The organism is Streptomyces sp. NPDC079020 (assembly GCF_044542225.1).
Taxonomy (GTDB): Bacteria; Actinomycetota; Actinomycetes; order Streptomycetales; family Streptomycetaceae; genus Streptomyces.
Genome location: NZ_JBITUB010000006.1, coordinates 392,123 through 404,248 on the forward strand (window position 1 = coordinate 392,123; position 12,126 = coordinate 404,248).

12 protein-coding genes are annotated in these 12,126 nt (G+C 69.6%); 3 read left to right on the forward strand and 9 right to left on the reverse strand.

From position 1 onward, the window contains the following. Positions 1-33 precede the first annotated feature (33 nt). Complete coding sequence (locus ACIGJO_RS15800; RefSeq protein WP_399958171.1) at positions 34-720, forward strand: MerR family transcriptional regulator; 687 nt, start codon at positions 34-36, stop codon at positions 718-720. Between the two features lie 241 nt (positions 721-961). Here ACIGJO_RS15800 and ACIGJO_RS15805 read toward each other — a convergent pair whose 3' ends face one another. Then, positions 962-1,777: an exodeoxyribonuclease III gene (locus ACIGJO_RS15805; protein WP_399957939.1), complete on the reverse strand. Its 816-nt coding sequence runs from the start codon at positions 1,775-1,777 to the stop codon at positions 962-964. 50 nt (positions 1,778-1,827) lie between these two features. Between ACIGJO_RS15805 and ACIGJO_RS15810 the strand changes: the two genes are divergently transcribed. Beyond that, entirely contained in the window at positions 1,828-2,316 is a 489-nt protein-coding gene (locus ACIGJO_RS15810; protein ID WP_399957942.1) for a GNAT family N-acetyltransferase, read from the forward strand. 82 nt (positions 2,317-2,398) lie between these two features. Here the strand turns inward: ACIGJO_RS15810 and ACIGJO_RS15815 are convergent, their stop codons facing one another. The 4 genes from ACIGJO_RS15815 to ACIGJO_RS15830 all read right to left on the reverse strand — a co-directional run bounded on the left by ACIGJO_RS15815 (position 2,399) and on the right by ACIGJO_RS15830 (position 6,305). Beyond that, on the reverse strand, positions 2,399-3,199 hold the full coding sequence (locus ACIGJO_RS15815) for an alpha/beta fold hydrolase (RefSeq protein ID WP_399957945.1): 801 nt from the start codon (positions 3,197-3,199) through the stop codon (positions 2,399-2,401). A gap of 80 nt (positions 3,200-3,279) precedes the next feature. Then, complete coding sequence (locus ACIGJO_RS15820) at positions 3,280-4,065, reverse strand: SAM-dependent methyltransferase (RefSeq protein WP_399957948.1); 786 nt, start codon at positions 4,063-4,065, stop codon at positions 3,280-3,282. A gap of 169 nt (positions 4,066-4,234) precedes the next feature. Further along, complete coding sequence (locus ACIGJO_RS15825) at positions 4,235-5,053, reverse strand: PP2C family protein-serine/threonine phosphatase (RefSeq protein WP_399957951.1); 819 nt, start codon at positions 5,051-5,053, stop codon at positions 4,235-4,237. Between the two features lie 40 nt (positions 5,054-5,093). Beyond that, positions 5,094-6,305: a serine hydrolase domain-containing protein gene (locus ACIGJO_RS15830; protein ID WP_399957954.1), complete on the reverse strand. Its 1,212-nt coding sequence runs from the start codon at positions 6,303-6,305 to the stop codon at positions 5,094-5,096. Positions 6,306-6,639: 334 nt separating this feature from the next. Here ACIGJO_RS15830 and ACIGJO_RS15835 point away from each other — a divergent pair, with 334 nt between their 5' ends. After that, complete coding sequence (locus tag ACIGJO_RS15835; RefSeq protein WP_399957957.1) at positions 6,640-7,206, forward strand: RICIN domain-containing protein; 567 nt, start codon at positions 6,640-6,642, stop codon at positions 7,204-7,206. A gap of 68 nt (positions 7,207-7,274) precedes the next feature. Here ACIGJO_RS15835 and ACIGJO_RS15840 read toward each other — a convergent pair whose 3' ends face one another. The 4 genes from ACIGJO_RS15840 to ACIGJO_RS15855 form a co-directional block, all read right to left on the reverse strand. Continuing rightward, positions 7,275-7,661, reverse strand: a complete 387-nt coding sequence (locus tag ACIGJO_RS15840) for a hypothetical protein (RefSeq protein WP_399957960.1) — start codon at positions 7,659-7,661, stop codon at positions 7,275-7,277. 146 nt (positions 7,662-7,807) lie between these two features. Next, complete coding sequence (locus ACIGJO_RS15845) at positions 7,808-9,253, reverse strand: hypothetical protein (RefSeq protein WP_399957963.1); 1,446 nt, start codon at positions 9,251-9,253, stop codon at positions 7,808-7,810. 17 nt (positions 9,254-9,270) lie between these two features. Further along, the gene (locus tag ACIGJO_RS15850; RefSeq protein ID WP_399957966.1) at positions 9,271-9,744 is read right to left on the reverse strand and encodes a hypothetical protein; all 474 of its coding nucleotides are present in this window, start codon (positions 9,742-9,744) and stop codon (positions 9,271-9,273) included. A gap of 497 nt (positions 9,745-10,241) precedes the next feature. Then, positions 10,242-11,834, reverse strand: coding sequence for an IS5 family transposase (locus tag ACIGJO_RS15855; protein WP_399957969.1), 1,593 nt, complete (start codon positions 11,832-11,834; stop codon positions 10,242-10,244). Positions 11,835-12,126 lie beyond the last annotated feature (292 nt).

The following is a 12,126-nucleotide window of genomic DNA, read 5'->3' on the forward strand; positions in this document are numbered from 1 at the left end:
GTGGCTGAAGGACGCGAGCACCGTGAATACCGCATGGAGGAGCTGGCCGGGCTGGCCGGCATCACCGTGCGGACCCTGCGCTTCTACCGGGAGCGCGGCCTGATCCCCCCGCCCCGCCGCGAAGGCCGCATCACCTGGTACGACGACCACCATCTGGCCCGTCTGCGCACCATCGCCGGTCTGCTGGAGCGCGGCCACACCCTCAACGGCATCGCGGATCTGGCCGCCACCTTCGAGAGCGGCCGCGATGTCGCCGAGGTGCTGGGGCTGGGCGAACCGACCGAGGAGACCCCGGTCCGCCTCACCCCGGAACAGCTCGCGGACTACTTCGAGGGCGAGGTCACCCCGGAGAACCTGGCCACCGCGCTCGATCTCGGCTACCTGGCCACCGACGGCGACGAGATCGTGCACATCAGCCGCCGTCTCCTTGAGGTGTCGGCGGAGCTGGTACGGGAAGGGGTGCCGCTCTCCACGGTGCTCTCCTCGGGCCGCCGCGTCCGGGAACACGCGGACGCTCTCGCCGAAATCTTCGTCCGGGTACTGCATGCCCATACGGCGGAGACCGAACCGGCCCAACTCCGGCCATTGGCGCGCGCGGTGGTGGACGCGGAGCTTTCCATGGCACTGGACCGGCGGCTGCGCCGTGAGGACGGCACCCAGCCCCCCAAGGCGCCGGAGGCGGGCGGACCGGCGGACCGGCACACGGCAGACGGGGAGTAGCGCACGCCCGGGTGACAGCGCACGCCCGCGCCGTCACACCTCCGCCTTCACACCCGTTCCTTCACGCCCGTACCGCCGCACCGCCACGTCCGTACCGCCACACCGCCACGTCTGTACCGCCACACCCGCACCGCCACGCCCGTACCCTCGTGTCACGCTCGCGCCCGTCGCCCCCTCACGTCACACCGGCTCACGCCCGCGCCGCTCCGCACCCGAGGGCGCGCAACGGCGCGGCCACCCGTCACTTGTCGTACACGACCGCCACCGGCGCATGGTCGCTCCACCGCTCCTCGTGCGTGGCGGCCCGCTCGACCCAGGCCTTCACCGCGCGACCGGCCAGCCCCGGGGTGGCCATCTGGTAGTCGATGCGCCAGCCGGAGTCGTTGTCGAAGGCCCGCCCCCGGTAGGACCACCAGCTGTAGGGGCCCTCCACGCCGGGGTGCAGCGCGCGCACCACGTCCACATAGGCGGCCTCGCCCAGGACGCGGGTCAGCCACTCCCGCTCCTCGGGGAGGAAGCCGGAGTTCTTCTTGTTGGACTTCCAGTTCTTGAGGTCCGCCTCCTGGTGGGCGATGTTCCAGTCGCCGCACACCACGACCTCGCGCCCCTCCGCGGCGGCCCGCTCCCGGAGCCCCTTCAGATAGGGCAGGAAGGCCGCCATGAAGCGCTCCTTCTCTTCCTGGCGCTCGGTGCCGACCTCACCCGAGGGCAGATAGAGGCTCGCGACCGTGACGCCGGGCAGGTCGATCTCGGCGTACCGCCCGCTCGTGTCGAACTCCTCGCTCCCGGCCACCCCGAAGCCGCCGAAACCGATCTGCGTCCGCTCCGGCGCCTGCCTTGAGTAGAGCGAGACCCCGGCCCGCCCCTTGGCGGCGGCGGGGGCGTGCACGGTGTGCCAGCCGTCGGGATCCCGCACCTCGGCGGGCAGCTGGTCCGCTTCGGCGCGGACCTCCTGGAGGCAGATCACATCGGCGTCGGTCGACGCGAGCCACTCGACGAAGCCCTTCTTCGCGGCGGCACGGAGCCCGTTGACATTCACAGAGGTCACATTGAACATTTAGGCACCATACCGACATCGCCGATCCGCATAGATGTACCATACTCCGTATGAATATCCAGACCCAGCCGTTCGATCACCCCGACGCCGTCAAGCTCAACGATCAGGTGCAGCTTGAGTACGCCGAGCGCTACGGGGACGGCGAGGGCGATGCCACACCCCTCGACGCCACGATGTTCGAACCGCCGAACGGTCTGTATCTCCTCGCCTACGACGCGTCGGGCAACCCCGTGGCCACCGGCGGCTGGCGTGCCCAGGAGCGGAACGAGGAAGGCTACGCCGACGGCGACGCCGAGCTCAAGCGCATGTACGTGGTGCTCGAAGCCCGCGGCAACGGACTGGCGCGGCGTCTGCTCGCCGCCCTGGAGGCCGACGCGCGGGCGGCGGGCCGCACCCGCATGGTGCTGGAGACCGGGGACCAGCAGCCCGAGGCGATAGCCCTGTACACCTCCAGCGGCTACGCGCCCTGCGAGAAGTTCGGCCACTACCGCACGTACGACAGCAGCAGGTGCTTCGCCAAGCCCCTCCAGCAGGCCTGAGCACCGCGAACGCCGCTCCGGCGGGCCCGGCGGCCGCTCCGGCCCCGGGCCCGGGCCCGGGCCCGGACTCCGCGCACGCCGCTCACAGCCGCGCGAGGAACTCCAGCAGCGCGGCGTTGAACTCCTCGGGCCGCTCCAGGTTGGGCATATGGGCGGCCCGCCCGACGACCACGATCCCGGAGTCCGGGACCAGCCGGTGCATGGCCTCCGCCTCCGCGACCGGCGTATAGGTGTCGTCCTCCCCGACGACGATCAGCACGGGGACCCGGGCCCCCGCGAGCGAGTCGCGGTAGTCGGGGCGCTCGGCCCGGCCCCGCAGCGCCGCCGCGGCCCCTTCCGGTGCGGTCGCCCGCATCATGTCCAGGACCCGCGCGGCGACTTCGGGCATCCCCGTCACGTTGTACGGGGCGACCATCTTGTCGATGACCTCGGCCGCGTAGCCGTCCAGCCCCTCGGCGAGCAGCCGGTCGGCCAGCCGGTTGCGGAAGGCCTTGCCGTCCTCGGTCTCGGCGACCGGGGAGGTGTCGGCGAGCACCAGGGCGGCCACCCGGGACCCGTACAGCCGGTGGAACTCCATGGCGATCTGGCCGCCCATGGAGAGCCCGCCGACCACCGCCCGGCCGATGCCCAGGTGGTCCAGCAGCTCGGCGGTGTCCCCGGCGAAGTCGGCGAGCAGGGTGCGGCCCGGGACGACCGCGCTGTCGCCGTACCCGCGCAGATCCGCCGCGATCACCCGGTACCCGGCCCGCACCAGCGCCTCGGCCTGCGGGTTCCACATCGTCCGGTTGAACGGGTGCCCGTGCACCAGGACGACCGGCAGGCCGTCGGAGGGCCCCCGGTCGTCGTACGCGAGGGCGTTGCCGTTCCCGGTCACGAAGTCCATTCCGTCCCCATCCCCACTGTCCCGCCCGTCGCCGGCGGCCGGCCGGCCGTCCCGCCACACCCGATCATCGTGCATGCCGCTCAGCGCACCCGCGCCACACCCACGTAGAAGCCGCTGCGCTCGCTCTCCGGCGCGGGCTCCCGCTGGTACCACTCGGTCGCGGTGACCAGGCCCGGCGCGACGAGGTCCAGCCCCTCGAAGAACGGCTCGACCTCGGCACGGGTACGCATCCGCAGGGCCATGGCGCCCTTCCGGTAGGCGCTCTCGGTCTCCTGGCGGAGCTCCGGGTGCTGGTCGGCGGTGCCGTGCGAGAGGACCAGGAAGCTGCCCGGGGGAAGGGCGTCCACGAGCGTGCGGGTGATGCCGTACGGGTCCTGGCCGTCGGGCAGGAAGTGCATGAGCGCGATCAGCGACAGGGCGACGGGCCGGTCGAAGTCCAGCAGCTCACGGGCGTGTTCGAGGATCGCCTCCGGCTTCGTGACATCGGCGTGGAGGTAGTCGGTGGCGCCTTCGGGGCTGCTGATGAGCAGCGCTTCGGCATGCCGCAGGACGATGGGATCGTTGTCGGCGTAGACGATCCGGGCCGACGGCACGATGTCCTGGACCACCTGGTGCAGATTCGGCGCGGTGGGAATGCCGGTGCCTATGTCGAGGAACTGGTCGATCCCCCGGTGCGCCAGCCAGGCGGAGGCCCGGTGCATGAACGCCCGGTTCCGCGCCGCGTTGGCCCGCGCCTCGGCGGGCAGCTTCTCGCCGACCGCCTGGTCCACCGGGTAGTTGTCCTTGCCGCCGAGGAGCCAGTCGTAGACGCGCGCCGGGTGCGGCTTGCCGGTGTCGACGCGGGGGTGGGGCAGTTCGGCAGTCACGGGACGCTCCTCCGTGCGGTGGTCGCGGGCGGGACGGTGCTCGCCCCGGAGCGAGGCGGCCCGCTCGGCCACCGGCACCGGGAACCCGGGCGAGCGGCACCAGCGTAGGCGAGGGGGCCGGATACGGGGTCCGGATACGGGGTCCGGATACGGGGTCCGGATACGGGGTTCAGCCGCCGGCCGCCCCGGCGGGGATGAGCAGCGCGGTGATGTTGTCGTGTCCCCCGGTGTCGAGGGCGTGATCGACCAACGCGCGGGCGCCGCCCAGAAGTCCGCCGCCCGCCGCCGCCCCGGACCGGCCGCGGGTCAGTACGGCCCGCAGCGCGTCGGGGTCGGGCAGACCACGGGTGAGCCCGTCCGTGCACAGCAGCAGACAGCCCGCCCCGCCCGGCCGGTAGCTGCGGATACGGGCCACCGGCGCACCGGCGTCCGCCCCCAGCCAGGCGGCCAGGGCACCGTGTTCGCCGGTGTCGTCCTCGCTCATCCGCTTCCCCGGGCCCCGGTCCGGCAGCCAGTAGGCACGACTGTCGCCGATCCACGCGCTCCAGATGCCCTCCGGTCCCGCGATGCCCGCGACATACGTGCACGCCGGGGCCGCGTCCACCGACGCCGCGAGGGCCGCGACCGCCCGCCCGGCACGAACGGCCGCGTCGGCGAGCGCGTCCTCGGGCAGAGCACCCGCCGCCAGCCCCGCCACCACGGCGTTCGCTCCTGTCTCGGCCGCGACCTGGGCGGCCCGTTCCGACCGGGGCGACATGGACACACCGTCACAGACGACGCCGACCGTCCAACTGCCCACCCCGGTCAGCACCATGGCGTCCGCGTTGATGTCCCGCCGCCTGCCCCGGTCGCTGACCCCCGCCGCACCGCCGTCCGCGGTGAGCTCCACATGCGCGCGGAAGGACGGCTGTGCCGCACCGCAGTCCCAGCAGCGGCCGTCGGGGGCCACCGTTCCACCACAGGCGACGCAGCCGGGAATCCGGTTCATGGTGACGGATCATGCCAGAACCGGCGGGACGTACCCGTGCCTACCGGCCTCGGCCGGAGCCGCAGAAGGCGGCTTCGAGGAACGCGCCGACCGCCTTGGCCTGTGCGTCCTTCTCGGCCTTGTCGCCGCGCGGGGTGTAGGACAGCGCGACCTGCCGGCCGGCCGTGCCCCAGAGATGGGTGCCGTATCCGAGGACCGTGCCGGAGTGGCCGAGCACGGTGGTGCAGGACAGGGGGGTACTGGCCAGGCCCATCCCGTACGCCAGTTTGTCGGAGCCGGTGCTGAGCATGGTGGTCATCTCACGCTGCTGCTCGGGGGCCAGCAGCTTCCCGTGCAGCAGGGCCTTGTCGAACCGGAGCAGGTCCGCGGTGGTGGAGATGATGCCGCCGCTGGAGCCCGCCCACGAGGCGTTGTGGCGGGTGACGTCGATGTCGGTCTTGACGGGGTTCGGCGTACCGGCGCCGTCGACGGTGGTCCAGTAACCGTGCGCGTGGCGGCCCGGGATGACCGCGGAGGCGCCGGGCAGGCTGGTCTTCGTCATCCCGAGCGGGCGCAGGATGCGGTGGCGGATCTCGTGCGCGTAGGAGTTCCCGGTCGCCGATTCGATGATCATGCCGAGGAGCGTGAAGTTGGTGTTGGAGTACCGGTACTTCGCGCCGGGCTCGAAGTGGGGCGGGTGGGCCACGGACTTGGTCACCAGCTCGCGTGCCGTGAAGGTACGGTTCAGCCCGCCCGCCGCGATCCAGTCCCGGAAGCCCTGGGCGTCGGTGGGCTCGGGAAATATCTCGGTGGTCTCGTTGATGACGTCGAACAGTCCCGTGCGGTGGTTGAGCAGTTGGCGGACGGTGATGTTCTGCCCGTTGGGCACCAGTCCCGGCAGATGACTCTCCACGGAGTCCTCCAGGCCGAGCCGTCCCTCACCGACCAGCTGGAGCGTGGTGGTGGCGACGAACATCTTGGTGACACTGCCGATCCGGAACCGCCCGTCCTCCCGCACCGGCGCCCCACCCACGAGATCGGACACCCCCGTACTCCCCCGCCAGGTCCCGCCCCCGTCCCGGACCTTGGCTATCGCGGACACCGCCCCGGCGTCCGTCACTCCGCGCAGGGCTGCTTGCCGGTCATCCTCACCGGGCCTGGAGGACGGAGCGGCGGCGGCCCCCTCCGCACCGGGCTCCGCGGCGACAGCCGTGGGCGCGGCCACCGCCAGGAAGAGTGTGGCGACAACGGCACAGGTCAAACGACGTGACACGGGAATTCCCCTCGGTCGGACGAACGCGTGTTTGCCGGTTCCACCCTTCCAACTCCTCCACCACCGGTCGTCCGCCCGGATGAGGACTTACGTGTAGGGCACCGGCAGTACCCGGACCGAGGCGCGGGACACCTGAGAGGTATGTCGCAGCCGGGCCGGACCTGCACCCCGTGGAGTCGCGCGCACACGAACGGTGAACAAGATCCGGACACGCAAGTTGTCCTGAGAGCAGGGTGTTTGACGCATCAACGAACCCTCGGGGACACGCGCGCGGGCGGCGACTTGGTCAAGGACGGTTCCATGACCATGAAGACTCACTCAAGAACCGCATGGCGTGCCATGCCTGCGCCATGCCTGCGCCGTGGCGCTGAGCGCCGCGTGCTGGGGCCTCGGAAGTTCAGCAGGCGCGGCACCCTCGGAGCCTGCCGGTGACGGGTACTACGAACTCCGCGTCGCGCACTCGGACATGTGCCTCGATGTCGCGGCCAAGGCCCTGCACCACGGCGCGAAGGTCGTCCAGGCCACCTGCACACCCGGCAACACCAACCAGGCGTGGAACATCAAGCCGCTGGGTGGGGACCGTTTCCACATCAGGACCCTGCACTCGGGCCTGTGCCTCGATGTCGCACATGCCGGCAGCGCTCATGCCGCACGGGTCGTCCAGGCCGACTGCCACGGCGGCGACAACCAGGCCTGGGGATTCTTCGGCGGGCCGCAGTACGAGCGCAGGGCGGACGGCCAGGAAATGCCGAGGATCCACGCGAACTACAAGCTTGAGGCCAAGCACTCCGGGCACTGTCTCGATGTCGCGCACAACAGCGTGAGACACGGCGCGGACGTCGTCCAGGCCCAGTGCTCGGCCCCCGGATACAACCAGCTGTGGCGCCCGGTGCCGCGATAGATCCGGCCGACGGGCGGGCAGCCGGACACAGTGCCGCACAGCTCGCCGGATATCTCACCCAGCGGTGCTCAGTCGACGCCGCTGAGATAGACCCGGCTGGTGCGGTCGTCGACCTGCGCCACCGCGACCTGCAGCCAGTTGAGGTTATCCTCGCACGGCGCGCATACCTGGCCTTCGCGGACCCTCGCCAGCAGATCGGGCTCCGGCAGCCCGAGGTGCGAGAACGGCGTCGTCGGGTTCAACTTACGGGCGAGTGGCTGTTCCCGCAGGCTGAGCGGTTGCTCCGGCTTCAGCTGCGTGAGAAAGCCGTCCACCGCACCGGTGGGCAGAACGAAGGACAAAAGCAGGCCGTCGTCCTGGAAGCCCTTCTGGTAAGCGGCTTTGGCCTCAGTCGCTGTCGAGGGCACCTGCACCTGCAAGGTCTTGGCGACCGATTCCACGGTGACCCCGTCCATCCAGTACGGCACCTGCCGTCCCGGTGAGCGGCTCACGTTCCGACCCCCCTGCTCGGCCGTCGACCCCGTGCATCCGACCAGCAGACCAGCGAGCAATCCCACGCCGACGACAAGCAGCGGGCGCCCGGTCCTCACTCGCGTCAGGCTCACCGGGCGTCCCCGTTCCGGCCGATGTCGGTACGCGTGCCATCCCGCCCCGGCTCCTTCGGGTCGGGCCAGGCGGCGCCCGAACCCATGTCGTGCTGCTGCACCGAGCTGCTCCCCCTCATGTCGAACTCCCTTGCCTGTCCCGTCGTGTGCATGCGGGCCATGTCGGCGTCGGTCACCGTGGTCGGACCGATGGGCGTGGCCTTCCCGGGGTCCCAGTTGTACCGGTCCCACACATTGACCTGATAGTCGATGCTGACCTGCGGCTTGCCGTCCGGGCCGGGGACCGCCGTCACTACACCCGTGGTGTTGGTCATGGCGCTTCCCACGGCCAGGTACCAGTTCGCTGTCCCGTCCGACCCCTTGTCGTGGGTGTAACCCTGACCCGCGGTCTCTACCGGGATCGCGATGGGTTTGCCGCCCGACTGCGCGAAGGCCTCCAGCGCCTGGCGGCGCCACGCGTCCTCCTGTTTGGCACGCGTCGCCGCCGACACGTCCTGCAGGACCGTGTCGTTCTCGTCACTCAGCATCCGGTCGACATCGAGGTCGAGCGTCCTGCCGGTCCCGTTCAGGTAGTGGTCCATATGCCGGGCCGCATCCGTCTTGCCGACGAAGTCACCGCCGTTCGAGATTCCGTTGGCCTGGAACTCCTCCCAGTAGTCCCCGAAGCCCGGTGAATCGACATCGTATGGTCCGGCCCCGTTGTCGGCGGCAACCCGCTTGACCGAAGGGGACAACAGGCCGGCCGCCAACAACTCGTCCTTGTGCTGCGTCCACAGCTGCGCCCGGGACTCGGGGCTCAGGGACTGCCACAGCCGCCGCAGTTCCTTGCGCTGCTTGTCGTCGGCGTCCTCTCCCAGGCCGGCGAGTTTCATGGCGCGGGGCAGCATGTCCTGATCGAGTGACGTGTACGACGCGTGGCCGGCGTTGTTCGGATCACTGCCGTGGCTCCCACGCAGCGCCCGTACCGCAGCTGCGTCCACCTCGGTGGCGTGGCTCACGATCCCGGTCAGTGTGTCGGCGTACCACTGCATCATGTCGCGTTTCCGCTGACCGGGCCCATCCACCTCGCAGATGACGGCGTCCGCGATCACTACGGTTCCGTCCTTGCGTCCGGTGACGCTGAAGCCCTTCTCCTTGGCCTCGGCGGTCACGCTTCTGGCCTTCTGCTGGATGCTCTTCAGCTCGCTGTGCGCATCATCGAGGACACTGAAGATGCTCTGCGCCTCCGCGTGGAGGTCCCCGAACTCCTTCACCGTCTTGTCGACGAAGGCTCGGGTCACGCCCTCGTTGGCACCCGCCCAACGTGCCTTGTCAGCCTTCGCCTTCATACCGTCGCGGGCCTCACCGCCGAGCCGCTGCATCTCCCCGGCCACGCGCTTCCAGTCGGCTACCGCCGTCCCCAGTTTACCGAGGTCGAATTCCATGAGCTCTGTGTAGTTCATGACGTGCTCGTCCTCTACTACTTGAAGTACTCGGCGAGACGGGAAGCGGGCACGGCCGAGCCGTCCCTGTTCCGGAGGGACGCGGCGATCGCGGCGTCGTCCTCGGCGTGTGCCTTCTTCGAGTAGTCCAGGTGGTTCGAAATGTGCGCACAGGCCTGGAGAACGCTCTTGACCTGAGAGGTCCATACAGACACCGTCGTCTGCAGCTCATCACCGAGGGCGAAGCCGCTGCCCTTCAATGCTGCTGCTGCCTGCATCGTGGAGCCGGCCCCCTCCTTGTCGGCGCCGGCTCCGGCGATGTCGGCCTGCTTGCGCAACTGGCTGTGCAGCATGAAGGCCTCGTGGCCGACACCGCCGAGGTCGTCCTGGTTCACGACGAGGTCGGCCTGTCCGCCGCCCCCTGAGCCGCCCGGCAGTTGGTTGAGTCGCATCGAGGCTTGCCGACCGGCGGCCACCGCTGCCTTCGAGTTCTCCCACTCATCCCACGCCATCGCGCCATTCCACCATGTGCCTGCGACAACTTGATCGACTGGCAGCGGAGCGCAGTCGGCTTCCAGCCAACGCTGCAACGTGTCGAGGGTCAGCGATCTCCAGGTCTCCGGCGGCACCCGCGAATACGCCAGTGGCGGATGCGCCGACAGGACAGCCACTGCCTCAGCCAGGCCTGGGAGCGCATCCACAAGCCGATCCGCCGTACCGACGAGGGCCTCGACGGCCGCCTCAAGAGTCCGTTCCGGCTCCACCGGGCCCAGCCGGCAGCACGAATCCGCACCGCACGGCATCGGTCGACATCCGCCGGCCAACCTCTGATCGGTCCGCGTCACAGCCGCACACGAGGCATTCGAGCCGGTCATCTCCCGCAAGGGCACCCCCAGCATCAAGGGCCTGGGAAAGCTCCGCTACGTAGTCGAGCAGCCCTTCGCCCTGCTCGACGAAAGTGGAGCTTCAAGTCCAAAACTGGGGGCGCCCCGGACCGCGCATATCCCGACTACGCCGAGGTGCCCGCACCTTTCGCGCCGCCCTTGCCCAGGTTCCAGCGCTCGACGGTGAACATTCCGGGGGCGAACCGCTCGACCGCGCCGATGATCAGGTCGGGGTGAGTCGGCCTCCGGCGGCTCCAGAGGGACTGTCCGAGGGAGTGGATCAGAACCACTCTCGGCCTGCCGGCGCCGTTCGGCTTCCCCGGGTGCGCGCCCGGCTTCAGTACCAGCAACAGGTAGCTCCGCCTGCTGTTGAACTGAACCTTGTCGATATCAGCCCACCGCACGGTCTCCGTGCGGTGACGCCACACCTTGCTCATACCCGTTGAATCGATACGCAGACCCGGATGCAGCCACACAATCACGAGCAGCGGCAGCAGGGTCACCACTCCTCCGATCACCGGCAGCCCCACGTATCCGCCGACGCCCATCCAGCCCATGGACTCAATGCCTTCACCCATGATCAACACGTTGATCACCAATGAGACGAGTCCTTCGAGGAGCACCAGGCAGAGCATCCCCGCGAGGACCAGAGCGAGGTAGAACCCGCCGCGGCGGAGCCGTTCCGCGGGGAGCGATAGCCCTTCGGTGGAGCTGGAGGGTGTGGACATGATGTTTCCTTCATTGAGGCTCGGGCGGCGCGTGCACGTCGCGCAACTCTCCGCCGGCGAAGCGTGATGGGACATCCCGTATGAACTGTCCAAGGGATGCCTGCTGATCCGAGAAGTCGACGCACCCGGTGCCGGATCGGGCGAAAGCCCGGCACCACGATCGCGGCGCCGGGTGTCGTTGTACCGAGTTCGCAAAGGGGTCATGGGCGGGGTCTTCTTGAGACGTCTCCAGCAGTTGGGGCTGCAGGCCAACGACCTGAAGACGTCGTGGAGTTCGGGTCGGTGTTCCCAGCGGACGGCGAGGCATTTGAACTGGTGGAGCAGGGCGAAGGTCTGTTCGACGACGTACCGGAGCTTACCCAGACCCTTGATGTTCGGTGCGCCCCTGTGGGAGATGACCGGCAGGATCCGGCGTGTGCGGAGTTCACCGCGGACGGCCCGGGAGCCATACGCCTTGTCCCCAAGCAGGGTCTCGGGGCGCATGCGGGGGTGGCCCACGCGTCCGGCCACGGGTGGGATGCTGTCCACGAGGGCGCGGGTCTGGGTGACGTCGTTGACGTTCGCCGCAGTGATCATGACCTTGAGCGGGGTGCCCTTGCCATCGCAGATCAGGTGGCGCTTGCTGCCCGTCTTCCCGCCGGTCGACCGGCGGCGGCCCGGTTGCAGCGCCCCTTTTTTCGCGCGGATGTGGGAGCCGTCCACGCACACACGAGACCAGTCGAGTTCGCCGGCTGCGTTCCGCCCGGCGAGCAGGATGCGGTGCGGCTGGTCGAAGACCCTGGCCCGCTGCCAGCGGCCCAGGCGCCGCCAGCAGGTCTGCCCGGAGCCGAACCCCAGCTCCAGCGGCAGGAGTTGCCGGGCTATGTCGTTGCACAGAACGTACAAGATTCCCTGCAGGCACAGCCGGTCGTCCACCGGCTTCGGCCCCGGTGACCGATCGGGCCAGGGCGGGAGCAACGGTTCAATCAGCGCCCACAAGTCGTCGTGCACGATCCACGGTCGAGTCGTCGCACCCTCCCGAACGACCAGATCGCCACAACGGTCATGCCGGACCGGGGCATTTCAACAAGATCCCGTTACGAGCTCCACGGAATCCATGAATTATTCCCCGCGAAAAGCGCCAGAGCCGCGGCCGTTTCGCCCAGACGCTGTTGAGCGCCATCCGACTCATGGTCGAGAACCTGCGGACATCGAGTCCTTCCTGCGCGACCAGCGCCTGTGAAAGGAAGAGAACTACACCCTCGGCGACATCCCCGAGACTTCGGACCCGTACGAAGACCCT